Raw genomic sequence first — 19,641 nt, 5'->3', positions numbered from 1 at the left:
CGTCGCTGCGGAGGCGTAACATTTCGTCACACGAGCGCTCCTCCGCGCCGACCGATCCCTTCACCGCGAGACACGGGAGATGCAGATGGACACCACGATGATGATGAAGTCCATGCCGATGGGCGAGATGACCATGGACATGGATGCCATGCAGGAATGCCTGCAGTCCCTCAACGCCTGCGCGATGGCGGCCGCGATGTGCGCCGGCAGCGACATGATGCAGGGCGCCGAGATGGCGAAGTGCTGCGCCATGTGCTCGAACATGGTCGAGATGGCTCAGGCCACGATGCACATGATGATGCGCCCCGCGGGCATGGACATGGACGTGATGAAGGCCATGATGATGGCCTGCATGACCATGGGAAAGGCGTGCGCCGAGGAGTGCCGCATGCACGCCGACATGGACGAGATGTGCCGCTACTGCGCCATGGCGTGCGACGACATGGTCATGAAGTGCGAGGCCATGATGGCCTCGATGTCCGCCTGAGGCGTCTCCGCTTCGGCGCTTACGCGACGCGCGCGGTCGTGAGGACGGCCGACGCGCTCAGGAGTTCTGCGACCGGGTGGTAGGCAACCGGCTCGTTGGGCGTGAAGTCCACGACCGGGCCGACCACGCGCAGTCGCATCGTCGCACCGGTGAACAGCGCCACGGTGACCTCGCCGCCGTCGACCTCCACGAGGATGCCATCCCACCACGCGGACGAGTTGGCTGCCGCCATGCAGCGCTGGATCGGGTGGACTGTCGACGAGATCGTGCGGGACATGGCTTCACCTGCCTTCGGGGTTGCGGTGAAACGAAACTACGGGATGCCTCGAGAGCAGGCGCGGGGCGGCGTAGCGCGGCGTAACACCGGGACCGCGCGGTCGATCCACGACTGCGATACTCGCTTCCTCGACTCAGCCTCGCTCGGGCGTGATCGCCAGCCGCGTCCCCCACGGGTCGGAGAGACGCAGGGTGCGACCGTCGTCGGACGCGGCGATGCCGTGGTCGCGCAGACGCGCAGCAAAACCCTCCACGTCGTCGCGCGAGGGCACGAGGATGCGCACGTCGCCGAGCCCGAGGGTCGCGGCGCGCGGCCCCGCACCGGCGCTGTGCCAGGTGTTCATTCCGAGGTGGTGGTGGTATCCGCCCGCGGAGAGGAACAGGGCCGAACCCAGGTCCGCGGTCACGTCGAACCCGAGGATGCCCTCGTAGAAGCGGCGAGCGGTGGGGATGTCGCCGACCTGGAGGTGGACGTGCCCGATGGCGGCCGTGGCATCCGTCCCGTTTTCTACGATCTCCGGGTCGTACCAGCGCTGGAGGAACTGGTTCGGGTCGAGCGCCTCCGACGCCATCTGCACCGTGCCGTCGGGGTGGATCGTCCACTGGTCGCGGGGCCGGTCGCGGTAGAGCTCGAGGCCGTTGCCCTCGGGGTCGCGGAAGTAGAACGCCTCACTGACGAGATGGTCGGCGGATCCCTCGTACAGCCGCCCAGCATGCTGGGCCATGGATGCCAGGGCGGCGGCGAGCCGGGCCTGATCCTGGAACACGATCGCGGTGTGATAGAGGCCGGCGCCACGACCGTCGCGACCGGGGAGGTCCTTCTCCTGGCGGAGCACGATCGACGCGACGCCTCCCCGCCCGAGCGTCGCGGTGGGGCCGGCCTGATCGAGGACGTCGAGCGTCACCGCCCGCCGGTAGAACTCGGTCATCGCGTCAAGGTCGCTCACGAGCAGCTCGACCGTATCCATACGGGTGCCGTCCGGCGCGGCCCCCGCGGTGGGTACGGCGGGTGCCGTCCATGCGGGCGCTGCCGCGTCCCTTGCCGGTACGTGATCCACGATGAGCTCCTCTATCTCGTGCGGCGCGACAACCCGATTCATTAGTTGTCGCTACAACCAACCTAGGATGGTCGCGTGGTATTCCAGGCACCCCGCATGAACGCGCAAGAGTCGGCCGCGTGGGTCGGCTTGGTCACCGTGAGCCAGCTTCTCCCCGCCGCACTCGACGCGCAGTTGCAACGCGACTCGCGAATGACGCACTTCGAGTTCTCCGTGCTGACCGCGCTGCGGTTCGCCCCCGAGAGCACCCTTCGGATGACCGCGCTCGCCGAGGCGACGGCATCCACCCTGCCCCGCCTCTCGCACGTCTGCTCCCGGTTGCAGAAGCGCGGCCTCGTCGACCGCTCGCCCGGCGTGGAAGACCGGCGCGCGACCAACGTCCAGCTCACCGGTGAGGGCCGTCGAGCGCTCATCCACGCCACCCCCGGGCACATCGAGACAGCGCGGCGTCTCGTCGTCGACGCGCTCAGCCCGGCGCAGCTCGACGCGCTCGCCGAGATCACCGCGATCATCCGCGGACGGCTCGACCACTTCCCCGATGACGATCAGACGGAGCCGGGGAACGTCTCCTCGGGGTAGGACCCGCCACTGCGTCGAACCGCGGCGCAGCGCTTTCGCTCCTCAGGCCAGCACCAGCTCGATGTTCTCGTGGTCGGCGAACACCCGTCGCACCAGATCGAAGTACGTCTCGCCGACGCCGGCGTCGAGCGCGTCGATCGCGCGCTGCGCCGGCGCCGACGCGTACACATCGGGGCGGGCGAGCTTGGCGCGGTAGTACTCGCGGGTCGTCTCGACGCCGAGCGCTGCACGTGACACGGCGTGATCGGCCCACACCACCCGCACGGGTTCGGCACCCTCGAGCACCCCGAACCCGCCGTACAGCACGTCGTCGAGCGCATCCAGACTCTCGCCGAGCGTCCACTCCTCGTCGGGCATGAACACGCGGTTGAGCTCGCGGTACAGAGAAGGTATGCCGTGCACACGTGCCCCCTCGATGCGGAGCGACCGCTTGCCGGCGCTCAGAACAGCTGCCGGAAGTTCGTCGCGGCAAGGTCGATCAGTTCGTCGCCTCTCCCCGAGAGCACCGTGCGGATCGCGTACAGCGTGAATCCCTTGGCCTGCTCGAGCGTCACCGACGGGGGCATCGACAGTTCCTGGCGCGCGGTCTTCACCGAGACGAGGGCGGGGCCGTCGTGGGCCAGGGCCGCGCCCAGGGCCGCCTCGAGGTCGTCGGACTCGTCGACCCGGAAGCCCTTCAGCCCGATCGCCTCGGCGACGGCGGCGAAGTCGGGGTTCTTCAGGTCGGTGCCGAAGGTGACGAAGCCCGCGGCCTTCATCTCGAGCTCGACGAAGTTCAGCGACGAGTTGTCGAACACCACGACCTTCACCGGCAGCTCGTTCTGCACGATCGTGATGAGCTCGCCGAGCAGCATCGCCAGCCCTCCGTCGCCGGCCAGCGCGACGACCTGCCGGTCGGGGAACGCCTCCTGCGCGCCGATCGCGTGCGAGACGGCGTTGGCCATCGTGCCGTGCGAGAACGACCCGATCAGTCGGCGCTCCCGGGTCATCGTGAGATAGCGCGCGGCCCAGACGACCGGCGACCCGACGTCGGGGATGAAGACGGCATCGTCGGCGGCGAGCCGGTCGAGCGTCCGCGCCACGAACTGCGGGTGCAGCGGCTTGCCGCGCCCCGCGGGAACCGCGAGGTCGTCGAGCTTCGCGCGCGTCTTGCGGTAGTGCTCGCGCGCCTCGTCGGCGTGCCGCGTCGGCTTCCCTTCCGTGAGCAGCGGTAGCAGTGCCTGCAACGTGTCTCGGACCGTGCCGACCAGACCGATGTCGACCGGATGCCGTCGTCCGAGCTGCGCGCCCCGGATGTCGACCTGGATGTGGGTGGCGTGCTGCGGATAGAACTGCGGGTACGGGAAGTCGGTGCCGAGCATGAGCACCACGTCGGCGTCTTCCATGGCGCGGTAGCCCGACGAGAAACCGAGCAGTCCCGTCATCCCCACGTCGTAGGGGTTCTCCCACTCGATGTGCTCCTTGCCGCGCAGCGCGTGCACGACGGGTGCCTGGAGGCGCGCCGCCAGCTCGACGACCTCGTCGTGCGCGCCGGCCACGCCCGCCCCCGCGAGGATGGTGACCTTCTCGGCGGCGTTGAGGACGTCGGCCGTGCGTCGCAGCTCGTCATCGGAGGGAAGGATGCGAGGGGTCGCGCGCTCGATCGCGACGACGCGCTCGTTCTTCGCCTTGGCCAGGAGCACGTCGCCCGGGATGACCAGCACGGCGACGCCCCGCTTCTCGATCGCCTCGCGCATCGCGATCTCCAGCAGCCGCGGCATCTGCACCGGATCGGCGACGTACTCGACGTAGACCGAGCACTCGCGGAAGAGCTCCTGCGGATGCGTCTCCTGGAAGTAGTTCGTGCCGATCTCGGCCGTCGGGATGTGCGCAGCGATAGCCAGCACAGGCACTCGCGAGCGGTTGGCGTCGTAGAGACCGTTGATGAGGTGGAGGTTCCCGGGGCCGCAGCTGCCCGCGCAGACCGCCAACTCGCCGGTCAGCTCCGCCTCGGCCGCCGCGGCGAAAGCCGCCCCCTCCTCGTGCCGCACGTGCGCCCACTGGATCACGCCGTCTCGGCGGATGGCATCCGTGAAGCCGTTCAGCGAATCTCCGGGGAGACCGTAAACGCGAGCGACGTTCTGACGGCGAAGAAGGGCGACGATGTTCTCGGCGACGGTGGTCACGGGTGTTCCTTTCGGCGAGGGTGCGGAGGCGTTCGGTCGTGTCGGTGATGCCTCCCGCGACTCACGCTACGCCTGCCCCGCGGGCCGCGGGTTGGCCCTCCGGGGGCCATGGTCGGTCGATCACGGATGGGGGCGGAGCGTGGGACGCGACGACGCGGGGTCCCGTCTCCTGTCGTCATGCGTGGGAAACAACAAAGGAACGCATCGAGGCGAGGCGGTCGCAACGTGACAGATCTGCGTCCGTGACAGGTATCCATACGTGAACGCAGGGCTGACCGACCGCCCCCTCGCGGCAACGACGAAGGGCCCGCCATCAGGCGGACCCTTCGTCATTCGTGTCGGGATGACAGGATTTGAACCTGCGACCCCTTGACCCAGACAGACTCTGACATTGCGCCATCGTCCCACAGCGATTACCACGAGATCGAATATTGCTCGCTACCAGCAGGGCTTACCCACTCGCCCCCCGTCGTAAGCCACGGGCCCAGAGGATCAACCAGATCAGCGCATCTGCGCTTACAGGCTGCTGCCTGGAATTAGCCGCATGGTCTAGATGGGCGGCGCCCGGACCGGACCGTCTTCCCACAAGCCGCCGTCGGCTCGTCTTCTCAGTCCGCCAATGGAATGCCACGTACGGGATAGAGCTCGTGACCCATCCGATACTCGCCACGAGGAACCATCACGTCGACAGGACCATGACTCGGGACTGTGACGACTTCCCGAGCGTCGCCTGATGCGGCGAGGGTGCCGCGCAGCAGGTCGTCCATGTAGTACCGCTCCGGCCCAGCGACCTCCAATTCCCCTAACGGAGCCCGCGCAAGCGCCACCTCAGCCAAGAGAGACACGAGTTCGTCGAGAGCGACTGGTTGGATGAGCTCTCGTGGTGCTCGCACCTCACCGTCGACCGCGTGCTGGTCAGCGAGAACCGGGATGTACGCGTGGAATTGGGTTGACCGAACGATGGTGTACGGCAACGGCCCTTCCTTGACCGCCTTCTCCTGCGCAACCTTCCCGAAGTAGTAGCCGACGTCGGACGCATCGCCCTGACCGACCCCCACGATGGAGAGGAGGATGTGGTGCTCGACGCCCGCCCGTGCACCCTCCGCACTCAGGGTGCGGGTCGTGCCCTCGAAGAACGCCACAGCTGCATCCTTGTCGAAGCTTCTCGTGTTGAGAACGTTGATGATGGTGTGGACTCCCTGGAGCGCCTCCGGAACCCCGGCGCCCTCGAGGTAGTCCACTCCATCATCGAGCCCACCCGAGACGACCTCTACCCCGTTGGACTCGAGGAGGTCAGCGACCTTCGAGCCCACTCGTCCTCGTCCACCCGCGATCAGCACCTTCATGACTGTCCTTGCTCCTTCCGGACGGCAATCATCACCGTCAGCAGATTGACGATTCAGACGTCGAAGATGTGAGGACGGATGCTCCTGCCGACCTCACATCCGAGATATCTGCGTCGTCATCTCTGTGAAGGAACAGGAAGACGGATGAGGGGCGGATCGTGAAGGACATCGTGATCGTGGGTGGCGGGTACGCCGGTTTCTACACGGCGTGGAAGCTCGAGAAGAAGCTGGGGCGGGGCGAGGCGAGGGTCACCGTCATCGATCCTCGTCCGGCGATGACGTACCAGCCGTTCCTGCCGGAGGTCGCGGCCGGGTCGGTGGAGGCGCGGCACGTGGTGATCTCGTTCCGCCGTCATCTGCGGCGGACCCGCCTGATCGCCGGAGCCGTGACGCGCATCGATCACGCCGCCCGGCGGGTGACCGTGGCCGCTCAGGACGGTGAGCCCTTCGACGTGCCCTACGACATCGTGGTGGTGACCGCGGGCGCGGTCACGAGGACGTTCCCCATCCCCGGACTGCTGGAGGAGGCGATCGGGATGAAGCAGGTCGAGGAGGCCGTCGCGATCCGCGACCACATCCTCACCGCCTTCGACCGGGCCTCGGTGCTACCTCCTGGGCCCGAGCGGAGGAAGCTGCTCACGGTCACTTTCGTCGGAGGCGGCTTCTCCGGCGTCGAGGGTTTCGGGGAGACGCTGTCGCTCGCCCACGCTCTGCTGGCGTCCTACCCGGAGCTGAGCGAAGACGACGTCTCCTTCCACCTCATCGAGGCAACCCACCGCATCCTGCCCGAGGTGAGCGAAACCCCCGGGCGGTGGGTCGTCGATCACCTGCGCTCACGGGGCGGGCACGTGCACCTGGATGCTCAGCTGCTCTCGGCCGTGGACGGCCACGTCGTGCTCTCCTCCGGTGAGGAGTACGACTCGGGGCTGATCGTCTGGGTGGCGGGGAACGCGGCGAACCCGGTCGTGACGAGCCACACCGATCTGCCGCTGACCGCTCGCGGCTATGTGAGGGTGCGGGCCGACCTGCGGGTGGAGGGCGGCGACGGCATCGTGCCGGACGCCTGGGCGGCCGGCGACGACGCCGCGGTGCCTGACCTAGCCTCCTCGAAGCCCGGAGCGCTGACCGTGCCGAATGCGCAGCACGCGGTGCGGCAGGGCAAGCGCCTGGCGAAGAACCTCGTCGCGGTGCTGCGGGGCGGCGAGCCCGAAAACTACGTGCACCACACCCTCGGTGTCGTCGCCACGCTGGGTCTCGGGCGGGGTATCTTCCAGTACAAGAGGATCGTGATCAGAGGATTCGCCGGGTGGGTGATGCATCGCGGCTACCACGTTCTCGCAGTGCCGACGTGGGAGCGCAAGATCCGGGTGCTGCTGATCTGGCTCGGCGCCCTCATCGGGGGTCGCGACATCGCCTCGCTTGGATCGATCACCGAACCGCGCCGGGCCTTCGTGAGCGGCGGCGTGCCGGACGCGCCGATCCGACGCGGCGAAAGCTCGTCCCGCAGAGGCGACGTCGGGCAAGCTGAGATGGGTGGGGATGAGGTGAGGGGTGGGCGACAGCGTGCGTAACGACGGCCGCGTCGATGACGGGGTGCCTCCGACGGTTCTTGACGAACGGCGCCGCCTGCTCGCGATCGGGTATCGGATGCTCGGCACCCTCGCCGACGCCGAGGACGCCGTGCAGGAGACCTACGTGCGCTGGTACCGCATGACCGATGCCGAACGCGACGCCATCCGGAACCCGCAAGGCTGGCTGACCCGCGTGATGAGCCGCGTCTGCCTCGACGCCCTGGGCTCGGCCCGTGCCCGCCGTGAACGGTATGTCGGCCCCTGGCTCCCCGAACCCGTGCCCGCCGACCTGTTCGCCGGAACCGCGATCACCGCGTCTGGGCCCGCCTCGGAGGATCCCCTCGACCGCGTCACCCTCGACGACGAAGTCAGCTCCGCGTTGCTGATCGTGATGGAGAGCATGACGCCGGCCGAGCGGGTCGCGTTCGTGCTACATGACGTGTTCGCGGTGCCCTTCGACGAGATCGCCACCATCGTCGGGCGCTCGCCCGCCGCGGTGCGCCAGCTCGCCACCTCGGCTCGACGGCGCGTCCGCGACCACAACGCCCACCCCGGCAGCACCCGCGAGCACGACGACGTCGCCCTCGCCTTCGCCGCCGCCTGCGCCAACGGCGACCTGGCGGGCCTGACGGCGCTGCTGGATCCGTCGGTCACTCTGCGCTCCGACGGCGGCGGCGTGGTGAGCGCCGCCCGCCGGCCCGTGCTCGGCGTCTCGAACGTGGCGAGGTTCCTGCTGGGACTGTTCCGCAAGAGTCCCACCCTCACGCTCGAGCAGCACCGCACCGGCGACGGCGTCGCCTTCACCGCCCTGGACGGCGGCGAGGTGCGCGCGGTGGTGAACGTCAACGTGCACGGCGGGCGCGTCACCGACGTCTGGCTGCAGGTCAACCCGCAGAAGCTCACCGCTTGGATCCCACCGCACTGACCTCACACTCGGCGGCCTTGCGTCGTCATCCCTGTGACCGGCACGAACCGGGTAGGGAAGGGACAGTCATGGAGATCCTCATCGTCGGCGGCAACGGATACGTCGGAAGTCGCCTCGGCGCGCGATTGCGAGAACTCGGGCACACCGTGCGGATCGGCGCTCGGCAGAACGGTGTCGATGTGGTCACCGGAGAAGGCCTCGGCGAGGCGATGTCGGGCGCGGATGTCGTCGTGGACGTGCTCAACACGGCCGAGATGGATGCGGCGGCCGCTACGGCGTTCTTCAGGGGAACCACTGAGCGGATGCTCGCGGCGGAGCAGTCCACGGGCGTCGGCCACCACGTGCTGCTGTCGATCGTCGGGGTCGATCGCGCGCGAGCGAACGGCTACTACGTCGGCAAGGTGGCCCAGGAGGACGCCCTCCGCGACGCCGACGTGCCCTACTCGATCGTGCGCGCCACCCAGTTCTTCGACTTCGTGCCCACCATCGCCGACTGGCTCACCGTCGACGGCTCGGTACACGCACCCGGAATGCTGCTGCAGCCCGTGGCCGTCGAGGACGTCGTCGACCTCCTCGCCGAGGTCGCCACGAGCGATCCTCTCGAGGACGTCGTCGCCATCGCCGGCGCGGAGCGCTACCGACTCGACGACCTTCTGCGCGCCACCCTCGTCGCCCGCTCCGACACGCGCGAGGTCGTCACCGTGGAAGGAACCGCGCTCGGTGCCGACGCGGCCGACTCGCTCGTGCCCCTCGGCGACCACCGCACGGGATCCCGCCCGTATCCGGTCGCCGTGCCGGCGGTGGCCGAGTGACGTCGACGGCGCCGGCGCCCACCGACCGCCCGACCCGCGACCGCCCTAGCCGCGACCGCGTCGGCCGCCTCCAGCTCGCAGCACTGATCGGCACGATCGTGATCGCCGCCGTCGTCGGGGTGTGGGCGTACGTCCTGCCTCGCGAGTTCTACGACCACTTCCCCTCCTTCCTCGGCGAGTGGATTTCGCAGGACGGCCCGTACAACGAGCACCTCATCCGGGATCACGGAGCGCAGTACCTCGCGCTCGGGGCAGCGAGCGTGACTGCCCTCATCTGGCGGTCGCAGGTGGTCTACCGAGTGCTCGGCATCGCCTGGGCCACCTTCGGCGTGCTCCATTTCGCCTACCACGTCACCCACCTTGATCACATGGCGCCGGCCGATGGCATTGCCCAGGTCATCGTGCTCGCCGTCGCCGCGCTCCTCGGAATCGGGATCGCCGTCCCACCCCGTCGCAGCACCCGGAAGCCCGCGAGAGGAACACGGTCATGAGAATCGCCGTCGCGGGAGGAACCGGAACCGTAGGGCGCTACGTCGTCGACGCGGCCCGGCTGCAGGATCATGAGGTGACGATCCTGTCCCGGGCGACCGGGACCGACCTCGCCGCCGGAACCGGGCTCGTCGAAGCGCTGCGAGGCACGGAGGCGGTGATCGACGTCACCTCCATCTCGACCCAGTCGGGCACAGTGTCCGAGAAATTCTTCGGAGCCGTCACCCATCATCTTCTCGAGGCGGAACGGGTGGCCGGTGTGGGCCATCACCTCTCGCTGTCGATCGTGGGCAGCGACCGGGCACCCTTCGGTTACTACGCCGGCAAGGCGGTGCAGGAACAACTGGTGTCGACCGGCAGCATCCCGTGGACGATCCTCCGCGCCGCCCAGTTCCACGAGTTCGCCGCGCAGATTTACAAGCAGATCACGCTCGGCCCGGTCTCACTCGTGCCGACGATGATCTCGCAACCCGTCGCCGCCCGCGAAGTCGGCCGGCACCTTGTCGAACTCGCCGAACACGGGCCGTCCGGTCGCCCCGCCGACCTCGCCGGGCCGGAAGTGCTGCGCATGGCCGACATGGTGCGCTCCTACGCCCGAGCGGTCGGCGGCAGGGGGCCGATCTGGGAGGTTCCCCTCCCCGGAGGCTTCGGTCGAGCCCTCCGCGACGGCACCGTGACCGCCGGCCCCGGAGCCATGCTCGGCACACAGACGTTCAGCGACTGGATCGCTGAGATCAGCACACGAGAGGACCCCGCATGACCTCCTCCGCCCTCCCCACCACACCGCTCGGCGACGGCCTGACCGTGTCGGCCATCGGGCTCGGTGCCATGGGCATGAGCGCGTACTACGGCTCGAGCGACGAGCGCGAGTCGATCGCCACTCTGCACCACGCCGTCGACACCGGGGTCACCTTCATCGACACCGCTGAGGCCTACGGGCCGTTCGAGAACGAGAAGCTCATCGCCCGCGCGCTCGGCGACCGCCGCGACGAGGTCGTGCTCGCCACGAAGGCCTCGGCGGAGACCGACGACGACGGCACGATCCATGGCCGCAACGGCACCCCGGCCTACATCCGGAAAGCCGCCGAGCGATCACTCCGCCACCTCGGCACCGACGTGATCGACCTCTACTACCTCCACCGCGTCGACCCGCAGGTACCGATCGAGGAGAGCGTCGGCGCTATGTCAGAGCTCGTCTCCGAGGGAAAGGTGCGGCACATCGGACTGTCGGAGGCCTCGGCGGCGACCATAAGGCGGGCGCACGCCGTGCATCCGCTCGCCGCCGTGCAGTCGGAGTTCTCGCTGTTCACGCGCGACGTGCTGCACAACGACGAGAAGGCCACCGTCGACGAGCTCGGCATCGGTTTCGTAGCGTTCTCGCCGCTCGGACGGGGCTTCCTCACCGGCGGCATACGCTCGGTCGCCGACCTCGACCCCGACGACGCGCGGCTCGGTCTCCCACGGTTCCAGCCCGAGGCGATCGTTGCGAACCTCGCCCTGGTCGATCGCGTCCACACGATCGCCGCGGAGAAGGGCGTGACCGCCGCGCAGATCGCTCTCGCCTGGTTGATCGCCCAAGGCGTAGTGCCCATCCCCGGCACCCGCCGGCGAGGCCGTCTCGACGAGAACACCGCGGCTGCGCGCATCCGCCTCGACGCGGACGACCTCGCCCGGCTCACCGCGGCCCTGCCCGACGACGAGATCGTCGGTACCCGCGACTACGTGCATCACGAAGTGGGCGTCGACCGCTGACCCAGACGATGCGCCTCGACAACGACTGCCAGGCGCCCGGCGCCCTCATTTCTGTTCCGGGACTCTCACTCTCTGTGTGAGCCGGATTCGATCGGGAGGATCGGCAAGAACTATCCGTGACCGCGACGCAGAATCAGTCCACTCCCCCGTTGGCGGCGCACCACCGCACGACTGATAGTGAACGTTATGTCGATAGCGACAGTTGGCTCCAACCGCCGGTCTTTGCTGTCGTGAGGTTGCGCCCCCGCTGCTCTGAGCGAGGTCACCGGTCGGTTCTGTCATCGGGGTCGACCTGAGTTGCGAACGGTGGTCGAATGGAGCATGTCGTTTGCGGTTGTCTCCGTCCATTCGCCGAAACCCGAGCATCGCTCGGCGGTCATCGACTCGATGTCCCGGTACAGCCGCGTCGCACGCGAACAGCCTGGACTGGAGTGGACCGGGATCGTCGATGACGACAGCGGTCGGCTCGTCGGCATCGCCGTCTGGGACTCCCCTGATTCCGCAGCGGCAGCCCGGTCGGCGCTGATGGCCGAGGTCGGCGACGATCCCTTCGTCGAATGGGACGAGCGCCCCATCGATACCCTCCGAGGCCCCGTACTGTGACCAACCGCCCGGGATGCGTCCGTGCCGGTATGAGCGTCTGGTCGGCTGGCACCGAGGGCGTGTGATGGATTCAGATGGCGTCGGCGAGATCAGCCGGCAACCGCACTCGGTACTCCTGCGACAGACGATTGCCGCTGATCAGGAAACCGTCTGGCGGGCCCTGACAGAACCCGCGGCACTCGGGGCGTGGCTCGGCCGCTACAAGGGTCCGCCGCTCCAGCCGGGAGCACGATTCCGGCTCTGGCACGACGGCACCGTCCCCTCCCGCCACGAGATCGCACAGTGGCGACCCACCCGACTGCTGACCATGTGGGACTTCCCGGACGAGCCACCGAGCCTCGTCCGCATCGGCCTCGAACCCGCCGGAACGACGACGACCGTGATGCTGAAGCACGAAGGCATCGACGACCCGGTGTCCTACACAGCAGGTTGGCACGTGCATCTGGACTTCCTCGCCCACTACGCAGAAGGCAATCCACGATCACTCGAGCACTTCTGGAACGACTACGAGACGCTGTTGCGGCGCAACGACACATCGGCATGACTGCTTGAGCTGAGCGCATCGCAGATGTGCGCGTGGGGTCAAAGGCGGGCGACTCTTACGACGTCACTGAGTGCCCAGCGTTTCGCCATGACGTCCTGTCCGACTCCGTAGAAGCGGAACATCAGCTCGAAGACGGTGGAGTCCCCGGTCTCGATGGTGTTGGCTTCCTCTCCCGCTGCCGCGTGGGGTGCGAAGTGGATGTCGACGGTGCCCTCGTCGTTCGTGATCAGGCCCGGGGTCTGCGACGAGACGGAGTACTTGTCGTTGCCACGGATGAAGGCGTGCGTCCCTGCGTCGTACATCGTGACCGACCAGAACTGCGAGACCGGCACGTTCGCGGGCACTGTGAAGTCCGACATCCCTTAACATAGGAAGCACAAATCGGGACCACAAAATCGATCTACGTCCGACGTACGCTAGTGGAAATCGGACACTCGGAAATGCCGTTCCATCAGGCTTTTTCTGTCGGGATGACAGGATTTGAACCTGCGACCCCCTGACCCCCAGTCAGGTGCGCTACCAAGCTGCGCCACATCCCGTTGTTGAGTTTTCTAGGCTGTTCTCGACCGTCGAAGACAATGTGTCCCCCAGTCAAGTGCGCTACCAAGCTGCGCCACATCCCGTCGCCCGCGAGCGGGCAACTCGATTATCTTACCCGTTCCGCGGGTGCCCCGCGAACCGGCGGCGACCCGGGCGTGTGTGCGGTGACGCGAGCGGTTCGGTCGCGGCGAAGTGCAGCACCGCAGCTTCGGTCGTGCATCTTGGCACGACCGACGACCGCAACGCCCGAGGACGACCGGGACCGCAACCCCTCCCGGCATCCCTTGCCCGTGTCGGACCCCCTCGCTACCGTCGCGGCATGAGCATCGAGATCCTCCCCGCGACCGGTGACCGCTTCGACGACGCCGAGCGCGCGCTCGACAGCGGAGACGGGCCCGAATGCCAGTGCCAGTGGTGGCTGCTGCCGAACGGGCCGTGGAAAGAGGCGTCCGTCGCCGACCGCACCGAGATGTTCCGCGCCGAGCTCGCCGGCGACCGCCCACCGGGACTCATCGCCTACGTCGACGGCGAGCCCGCAGGGTGGGTGCGCGTCGGTCCGCGCACCTCCCAAGCCCGACTTGCGCGCACGCGCGCCGTCACCGGTTCCACGACGGAACCGCTCGACGACGACAGCGTCTGGGCAGTCACGTGCTTCGTCGTCCGCAAACAGCATCGCGGTAGCGGTCTCATGCACGACCTCCTGGATGCCGCGGTCGAGGCCGCCCGCGACGGCGGTGCCCGCGTCGTGGAGGGGTATCCGCGCGACCCCGCCGCCGCGAAGATCCCGGTGAACGACCTCTACCTCGGCACGGTGTCGGTGTTCGAAGGCGCGGGTTTCGCCGTGGTCGATCGCCCGAAGCCCGACCGCGCCCTCGTCTCCCTCACCCTTCGCGACTGACCGCTCGACCTACGATGGAGGTTCGCCCGAAGGAGCCTTGATGACGGATGCCACGCCCACCGCGCGCGTCGACGCGTGGCTGTGGGCCATCCGCGTGTACAAGACCCGGTCGGCCGCCACCACGGCGTGCCGCGCGGGTCACGTGCGCGTCAACGGCGAGCGCGCAAAGGCCGCTCAGCCCGTGCGCCCCGGCGACGAGCTGCGCGTGCGGATCCAGGGGTTCGACCGCATCCTCGTCGTGAAGAAGACCATCGCGAAACGGGTCGGTGCCGCCCTCGTCGCGGAAGCCGCCGACGACCGAACTCCCCCGCCACCGCCGCGCGAGAGCATCGCGTTCGTGCCGGTCCGCGACCGCGGCGCCGGGCGGCCCACCAAGCGCGACCGCCGCGAGATCGAGAAGCTGCGCGGCCGCGACCTCGACTGAGGCCGCGCAAGCTCAGCGATCCGCGCAACCTCAGCCCGAACCGCCCGGATCAACTGAGCGAATGCAGATCGCTGAGCCACCCGCCGCGCGCCGCACCACGGCCGCGCGCCCCACCACCGCCGCGCGCCCCGCCACCGCCGCGGGCCTCAGCCCAGCTGCTCCCGCAGCCAGCGCACCCCGCGCACCGACGCCCCAAGCTCCTCGACGCGTGCCGCGAGCCCCCGGTCGCTGGTCACGACGATGACGGGGTTCCGCGAACCCACGAGCGCACGAGCGACCTCGACGATCTCATCGTCACCCGAACCCGCGGCACGGACGACCTCGACCTGCTCGACGTCGCCGTCCGCGGCACGCGCATCGCCCTCGAGCACCGCCGAAACGAACGGGAACCAGCGCGTGGCCGAGAGGCCGAGGTGCTCGGCATCCATCCCCTCGACGGAGAGCGTCGACAGCTGGGCGAGCAGGCGTGCGGCGGCTCCGGCGCGATCCTTCCACCACCCGTCGGGCACCGAGCCCACGACGTTCGCCACGTCGACGACCACCGCCGGACGCACCGGCAGGGCAGCGCGCAGCGCGGGCCACGCCGCCGCGAATCCCGGATGCAACGGGCGGGATGCCACCTCGTCGATCGGCACCCACTCCAGTGCCACGCTCTCGGGGTCGCTGATCACAGGCTCGAACGGTGTCGTCACATCGGCGACGAGCGTCGAGTACGTCCAGATGCCGAGGTCGAGAACGCTCTCGAAGCGGGGTTGCACGGCATCCACCGGCACGCCCGCCTCTTCTGCCGACTCGCGCAGGGCACCGTCGCGAGCGGATTCGCCCTCGTGGCGCGCACCACCCGGCAGCGCCCAGGTATCGCCGAAATGACTCCACGAAACTCGATGCTGTAGGAGGACGCCGCGCTCCGCGTCGATGGCGAGCAGGCCCGCCGCCCCGAATCGGCCCCAGTACTTCTCACCCGTGGGCGCCACCACCCACGCGTCGCCGGGGTCGCGGGGCCCGTGCGGACGCCGCGGTTCGCCCGGGGCCGGAGGTTCGATCGTCATCCTCCCCAGCCTGGCACAGCCCGCGCACTCCCCGGCCCACGATCGTCACATCGCGCTGCACGCCCCCGAGAACGGCGATGCGCCTCGACCCACGAAGGATCGAGGCGCATCGCGACGGCGCTCAGTCGAAGCGCGCGCCCTGGGGGTTGGAGTCCAGGAGCATGAAGACGAGCAGGATGATCCCACCGACGAACGGCACGAGGGCAATGAAGATCCAGAAGCCGCTGCGGTTGGTGTCGTGCAGGCGGCGGACGACGAGCGCCAGGTACGGCACGATGGTCGCCAGCGACCACAGGCCGTAGATGACGTAGAACACGAGGCCGAGACCGGACGGGCCGACGGGCTCTCCGAACTCGTTCACGGTCGGGCCGCTCGTCGCCAGCGCGAGCACCGAGAACACGGCACCCACGATCGCCATGACGAGCACCCACCACCAGTACTCACTGCGGCTGGCTCGGCCCGTGAAGGTCGCGTACTTCTTGAAGAACCGCTGCACGGCGGCACCGATCGGAGCCCCGTAATACGGCTGACTCAGCGCCGGCGCGGTCTGCGAACTGGACACGATGATCTCCCCATTCTCGCGGGCACCCTTTGCCCGCAGCACCGGACTCTATCGGCACCGAACGCGCCACCGCGGGACATGACGCGCACGACACCCGGTACCGACCCACGACGGCACCCCGCCACGGCCACGATCCCCGCACGCACGAACGCCCCGGCCGAAACCGGGGCGTTCGTGGCAGCTCAGCGCTGGCGCTTCTCGCGGATGCGCATGTTCAGCACGATCGGGGTGCCCTCGAAGCCATAGATCTCGCGGAGGCGCCGCTGGATGAACCGGCGGTAGCCCGGGTCGAGGAACCCGGTCGTGAACAGCACGAAGGTCGGCGGCCGCGTCGACGCCTGCGTGCCGAACAGGATGCGGGGCTGCTTGCCGCCGCGCAGCGGGTGCGGGTGCTCGGCGACGAGCTCGGCGAGGAAGGCGTTGAACTTGCCGGTCGGGATGCGCTGATCCCACGACTCCAGCGCCGTCTCGAGCGCCGGGACGAGCTTGTCGAGGTGACGGCCGGTGCGCGCCGAGATGTTCACGCGCGGAGCCCACGTCACGTGCGCGAGGTCCTGCTCGATCTCGCGCTCGAGGTAGCGACGGCGGTCGGCGTTCTCCATGTCGTCGTCGTTCAGGCGGTCCCACTTGTTGAACGCCAGCACGAGCGCGCGCCCCGACTCGAGCACGAGGTCGATGATGTTGAGGTCCTGCACGCTGATCGACTGCGACACGTCGAGCACGACGACGGCGACCTCGGACTTCTCCAGGGCGGTCGAGGTGCGCAGCGACGCGTAGAAGTCGGCGCCCTGCTGCAGGTGCACGCGACGACGGATGCCGGCGGTGTCCACGAGCGTCCAGAGCTTGCCGCCGAGCTCGACGACCTCGTCGACGGGGTCACGGGTGGTGCCCGCGAGCTCGTTGACGACGACGCGCTCTTCGCCTGCGGCCTTGTTCAGCAGCGACGACTTGCCGACGTTGGGTCGGCCGAGGATCGCGACGCGGCGCGGGCCGCCGATCTCGTACTTCGCCACCGCCGAGATCTGCGGCAGCACCTTCATGAGCTCGTCGAGCAGGTCGGCCACGCCGCGGCCGTGGATGGCGGAGACGGGGTGCGGCTCACCGAGTCCGAGGTTCCACAGGGCCGCGGCCTCGGGCTCCTGGCGGGCGTCGTCGACCTTGTTGGCCACGAGGAACACGGGCTTCTTGGTCTTGCGCAGCAGCCGCACGACGTGCTCGTCGGTCGCGGTCGCGCCCACCGTGGCATCCACGACGAACAGGACCACGTCGGCGAGGTCGATCGCGACCTCGGCCTGCGCGGCGACCGAGCGGTCGATGCCGCGCGCGTCGGGCTCCCAGCCACCGGTGTCGACCAGCGAGAACCGGCGGTCGAGCCACTCGGCCTTGTAGGTCACGCGGTCGCGGGTGACACCGGGGGTGTCTTCGACGACGGCCTCACGGCGCCCGAGGATGCGGTTCACCAGCGCCGACTTGCCCACGTTCGGGCGGCCGACGATCGCGACCACCGGCAGCGCCGGCAGGAACTCGATGCCGTCCTCGCCCGACGCGAGGCCCGCGAGGAGCTGCGCATCTTCTTCGTCGAGGTCGAAGTCCTCGAGGCCGGCGCGCAGCGCTTGAGCGCGCTGTTCGGCCAGGACCTCATCGAGTTCGGCCATCTTCTCGGCGAGCTGGTCGGGCCCGCCTTCGTACTCGTCTTCAACGCCCATCGCGGGCTCCCATCGTGGAGTCGACGACGTTCAGCACGGCGTCGACGGTCTGTTCGAAATCGAGGTGGGTCGAGTCGACCACCTGCACGCCGGGGGCGGCGGTGAGGAAGTCGACGACGGTGGAGTCGGCCGCGTCGCGTTTGTACAGCGCGGCGGCGACGGCGGCGGCGTCCTGTGAGGTGACCTCGGCGCTGCGCCGGGCGGCGCGCACCTCGGGGGCGGCGGTCAGCAGGATGCGCACGGGCGCGTCGGGATACACGACCGTGGTGATGTCGCGGCCTTCGACCACGACACCGCGCAGACCCGAGGATGCCACAAGCCGACGGAACAGGTCGTTGATCGCCTGCCGCACGGCGGGGACGCGGGCCACGCCGCTCACGGCATCCGTCACCCGGGGTTCGCGGATCGCGGTGGTGACGTCGGTCGAGCCGACACGGACCCAGCGGTCGGCCGGGTCGAGCGAGATCGCGTAGTCGAAGTCGCCGAAGACCTCTAGGACTGCGGTGGCGTCGGAGGTGTCGCTGCCGTGCTCGAGCGCGTGCCACGCGAGAGCGCGGTACGCGGCGCCGGTGTCGAGGAAACCGAAGGCGAGGCGCGTGGCGACGGCCTGCGAAACGCTCGACTTGCCGCTTCCCGCGGGTCCGTCGATCGCCACGACGGTCGCGGGCGCGCCCAGCGAGGGCTTGGTGAGGGAATCAGTCATGGGTGGTGCTCGCAATCCGCCATCCGCGCTGCTGGAGCCCGTCGACGGCTCGGTGGACGGCGTCGGGAACGACGCTGATCTCGGCCAGGCCGAAGGGAGCCCCCGGCGAGTGCTCGAGACGCAGGTCTTCGACGTTGACGTCGAGGTCGCCCAGCTCGCCGAAGAGGCGCCCGAGCTGACCGGCGGTGTCGTCGACCATGACGACGAAGGAGTCGAACCGGCGGTTCTGGCCGTGCTTGCCCGGCAGGCGCTCCACGCCGTCGTTGCCGCGGCGGATGGTGTCGGCCACGGCCCGACGGGCACCGGGAGTGTCGAAGTTGCGGAGCGCGTCCGCGACGTCGGCGAGGTCGGCGGCGAGGTCGTCGAGAACGTCGACCACCGGCGCCGCGTTCGCGCCCAGGATCTGCACCCACAGTTCGGGGGCGGACGCCGCGATGCGGGTGGTGTCCCGGACTCCCTGCCCCGCGAGCCGGAGCGAGCCGTCGGGAGCGGTGACGAACCGGCCGGCCAGCAGGCTCGCCACCAGCTGGGGAACGTGCGACATGAGCGCGACGGACTCGTCGTGCTCTTCGGGGGTCATCTCGATGAGCGTCGCGCCGAGGTCGAGGGCGAGGCCCTCCACGAGTGACAGGTCACGGGCGGACGTCTCGCCGTCGCGGCAGACGACCCAGGGACGCCCGACGAAGATGTCGGCGCGCGCGGAGATGGCTCCCCCGCGCTCGCGCCCGGCCATCGGGTGCGAGCCGATGTAGTGGGTGAGGTCGACGCCGCGCGAGCGGAGGGTGCGCAGCGGATCCAGCTTCACGCTCGCGACGTCGGTGACGACGGCATCCGGGTGAGCGGCGAGCTCGCGCTGCACCACGTCGGCGACGACGTCCGGCGGCACGGCGACGACGATGAGCGACGGACGATCGTCGTCCCGCTCGGCGCGGCCCGCGCCGTAATCGATCGCGAGGCGCAGCTGCGACGGAGACGTGTCGGCGAGCACGACGTCGACACCGCGGGCGGTCAGCGCATGGCCGATGCTGGCACCGAGCAGTCCCGATCCGACCACCCGTACGGTGCCGCTCGTCCGGGTCGCCAAGGGCGCGTCCGCGCGCGCGGGCGTTCCGTTCGCTTCGATCATCGGGTCTCCTGCTGCCCTGGCGGTGG

General features: G+C 69.1%; 23 protein-coding genes and 1 tRNA gene. 12 read left to right on the top strand and 12 right to left on the bottom strand.

Annotated elements, in window-relative coordinates:
- The first annotated feature begins 79 nt into the window (after nt 1-79).
- Nucleotides 80-487, top strand: coding sequence for a four-helix bundle copper-binding protein (locus AC3WLZ_RS05840; protein ID WP_492469416.1), 408 nt, complete (start codon nt 80-82; stop codon nt 485-487).
- Nucleotides 488-506: 19 nt separating this feature from the next.
- On the opposite strand, the gene AC3WLZ_RS05835 is transcribed toward AC3WLZ_RS05840, so the two are convergent.
- Nucleotides 507-764 (bottom strand): nuclease, encoded by a 258-nt coding sequence (locus AC3WLZ_RS05835; protein ID WP_412924147.1) that lies wholly within the window; start codon nt 762-764, stop codon nt 507-509.
- A 133-nt stretch (nt 765-897) separates the two neighbouring features.
- Nucleotides 898-1,731, bottom strand: a complete 834-nt coding sequence (locus AC3WLZ_RS05830) for a VOC family protein (protein ID WP_492470945.1) — start codon at nt 1,729-1,731, stop codon at nt 898-900.
- Nucleotides 1,732-1,896: 165 nt separating this feature from the next.
- On the opposite strand from AC3WLZ_RS05830, the gene AC3WLZ_RS05825 reads away from it, so the two are divergent.
- The gene (locus tag AC3WLZ_RS05825; protein WP_492469414.1) at nt 1,897-2,400 is read left to right on the top strand and encodes a MarR family winged helix-turn-helix transcriptional regulator; all 504 of its coding nucleotides are present in this window, start codon (nt 1,897-1,899) and stop codon (nt 2,398-2,400) included.
- A 42-nt stretch (nt 2,401-2,442) separates the two neighbouring features.
- On the opposite strand, the gene AC3WLZ_RS05820 is transcribed toward AC3WLZ_RS05825, so the two are convergent.
- The 3 genes from AC3WLZ_RS05820 to AC3WLZ_RS05810 all read right to left on the bottom strand — a co-directional run bounded on the left by AC3WLZ_RS05820 (nt 2,443) and on the right by AC3WLZ_RS05810 (nt 5,878).
- Complete coding sequence (locus tag AC3WLZ_RS05820) at nt 2,443-2,802, bottom strand: barstar family protein (protein WP_492469413.1); 360 nt, start codon at nt 2,800-2,802, stop codon at nt 2,443-2,445.
- A gap of 38 nt (nt 2,803-2,840) precedes the next feature.
- Complete coding sequence (gene poxB, locus AC3WLZ_RS05815; protein WP_492469411.1) at nt 2,841-4,565, bottom strand: ubiquinone-dependent pyruvate dehydrogenase; 1,725 nt, start codon at nt 4,563-4,565, stop codon at nt 2,841-2,843.
- A gap of 608 nt (nt 4,566-5,173) precedes the next feature.
- Nucleotides 5,174-5,878, bottom strand: coding sequence for an SDR family oxidoreductase (locus AC3WLZ_RS05810; protein WP_492469409.1), 705 nt, complete (start codon nt 5,876-5,878; stop codon nt 5,174-5,176).
- A gap of 191 nt (nt 5,879-6,069) precedes the next feature.
- Here AC3WLZ_RS05810 and AC3WLZ_RS05805 point away from each other — a divergent pair, with 191 nt between their 5' ends.
- The 8 genes from AC3WLZ_RS05805 to AC3WLZ_RS05770 all read left to right on the top strand — a co-directional run bounded on the left by AC3WLZ_RS05805 (nt 6,070) and on the right by AC3WLZ_RS05770 (nt 12,607).
- On the top strand, nt 6,070-7,482 hold the full coding sequence (locus AC3WLZ_RS05805) for an NAD(P)/FAD-dependent oxidoreductase (RefSeq protein ID WP_492469407.1): 1,413 nt from the start codon (nt 6,070-6,072) through the stop codon (nt 7,480-7,482).
- The gene (gene sigJ, locus AC3WLZ_RS05800; RefSeq protein WP_492469405.1) at nt 7,463-8,407 is read left to right on the top strand and encodes an RNA polymerase sigma factor SigJ; all 945 of its coding nucleotides are present in this window, start codon (nt 7,463-7,465) and stop codon (nt 8,405-8,407) included. The genes AC3WLZ_RS05805 and sigJ overlap by 20 nt, the downstream gene beginning before the upstream one ends.
- A gap of 68 nt (nt 8,408-8,475) precedes the next feature.
- Nucleotides 8,476-9,219 (top strand): SDR family oxidoreductase, encoded by a 744-nt coding sequence (locus AC3WLZ_RS05795; RefSeq protein ID WP_412924134.1) that lies wholly within the window; start codon nt 8,476-8,478, stop codon nt 9,217-9,219.
- On the top strand, nt 9,216-9,710 hold the full coding sequence (locus AC3WLZ_RS05790; protein WP_412924133.1) for a hypothetical protein: 495 nt from the start codon (nt 9,216-9,218) through the stop codon (nt 9,708-9,710). The genes AC3WLZ_RS05795 and AC3WLZ_RS05790 overlap by 4 nt, the downstream gene beginning before the upstream one ends.
- Nucleotides 9,707-10,468 (top strand): SDR family oxidoreductase, encoded by a 762-nt coding sequence (locus tag AC3WLZ_RS05785; RefSeq protein ID WP_492469404.1) that lies wholly within the window; start codon nt 9,707-9,709, stop codon nt 10,466-10,468. The genes AC3WLZ_RS05790 and AC3WLZ_RS05785 overlap by 4 nt, the downstream gene beginning before the upstream one ends.
- On the top strand, nt 10,465-11,460 hold the full coding sequence (locus tag AC3WLZ_RS05780; protein WP_492469403.1) for an aldo/keto reductase: 996 nt from the start codon (nt 10,465-10,467) through the stop codon (nt 11,458-11,460). The genes AC3WLZ_RS05785 and AC3WLZ_RS05780 overlap by 4 nt, the downstream gene beginning before the upstream one ends.
- Nucleotides 11,461-11,781: 321 nt before the next feature.
- Entirely contained in the window at nt 11,782-12,063 is a 282-nt protein-coding gene (locus AC3WLZ_RS05775; RefSeq protein WP_412924130.1) for a hypothetical protein, read from the top strand.
- A gap of 64 nt (nt 12,064-12,127) precedes the next feature.
- Nucleotides 12,128-12,607 carry an SRPBCC domain-containing protein gene (locus tag AC3WLZ_RS05770; protein WP_492469401.1) on the top strand — a complete coding sequence of 160 codons (480 nt, stop codon included), beginning with the start codon at nt 12,128-12,130 and terminating at the stop codon, nt 12,605-12,607.
- A 38-nt stretch (nt 12,608-12,645) separates the two neighbouring features.
- Here the strand turns inward: AC3WLZ_RS05770 and AC3WLZ_RS05765 are convergent, their stop codons facing one another.
- Together AC3WLZ_RS05765 and AC3WLZ_RS05760 are read right to left on the bottom strand one after the other, a co-directional pair.
- On the bottom strand, nt 12,646-12,966 hold the full coding sequence (locus tag AC3WLZ_RS05765) for a DUF1214 domain-containing protein (RefSeq protein ID WP_412924129.1): 321 nt from the start codon (nt 12,964-12,966) through the stop codon (nt 12,646-12,648).
- 106 nt (nt 12,967-13,072) lie between these two features.
- A tRNA-Pro gene (locus tag AC3WLZ_RS05760) sits at nt 13,073-13,146 on the bottom strand.
- Between the two features lie 320 nt (nt 13,147-13,466).
- On the opposite strand from AC3WLZ_RS05760, the gene AC3WLZ_RS05755 reads away from it, so the two are divergent.
- Entirely contained in the window at nt 13,467-14,045 is a 579-nt protein-coding gene (locus AC3WLZ_RS05755; protein WP_492469399.1) for a GNAT family N-acetyltransferase, read from the top strand.
- A gap of 40 nt (nt 14,046-14,085) precedes the next feature.
- Nucleotides 14,086-14,469: an RNA-binding S4 domain-containing protein gene (locus tag AC3WLZ_RS05750; RefSeq protein ID WP_492469398.1), complete on the top strand. Its 384-nt coding sequence runs from the start codon at nt 14,086-14,088 to the stop codon at nt 14,467-14,469.
- 146 nt (nt 14,470-14,615) lie between these two features.
- Here AC3WLZ_RS05750 and AC3WLZ_RS05745 read toward each other — a convergent pair whose 3' ends face one another.
- The 5 genes from AC3WLZ_RS05745 to AC3WLZ_RS05725 form a co-directional block, all read right to left on the bottom strand.
- Nucleotides 14,616-15,518, bottom strand: coding sequence for an NUDIX domain-containing protein (locus AC3WLZ_RS05745; protein ID WP_492469396.1), 903 nt, complete (start codon nt 15,516-15,518; stop codon nt 14,616-14,618).
- A 121-nt stretch (nt 15,519-15,639) separates the two neighbouring features.
- A complete protein-coding gene (locus tag AC3WLZ_RS05740; RefSeq protein WP_492469395.1) occupies nt 15,640-16,080 on the bottom strand; it encodes a DUF805 domain-containing protein in 441 nt (146 codons plus the stop codon).
- A gap of 182 nt (nt 16,081-16,262) precedes the next feature.
- On the bottom strand, nt 16,263-17,786 hold the full coding sequence (gene der / locus AC3WLZ_RS05735; protein WP_138177425.1) for a ribosome biogenesis GTPase Der: 1,524 nt from the start codon (nt 17,784-17,786) through the stop codon (nt 16,263-16,265).
- Nucleotides 17,776-18,489 carry a (d)CMP kinase gene (cmk, locus tag AC3WLZ_RS05730; RefSeq protein WP_492469392.1) on the bottom strand — a complete coding sequence of 238 codons (714 nt, stop codon included), beginning with the start codon at nt 18,487-18,489 and terminating at the stop codon, nt 17,776-17,778. Before cmk ends, der begins: the two co-directional genes overlap by 11 nt.
- A complete protein-coding gene (locus AC3WLZ_RS05725; RefSeq protein WP_412924123.1) occupies nt 18,482-19,615 on the bottom strand; it encodes a prephenate dehydrogenase in 1,134 nt (377 codons plus the stop codon). The genes cmk and AC3WLZ_RS05725 overlap by 8 nt, the downstream gene beginning before the upstream one ends.
- Between the last annotated feature and the right edge of the window lie 26 nt (nt 19,616-19,641).

It is taken from the genome of Microbacterium sp. FW305-3-2-15-F-LB2, assembly GCF_058787255.1.
The sequence above is the reverse complement of the archived record's forward strand: the minus strand, read 5'-3'. Positions and strand labels throughout refer to the sequence as shown.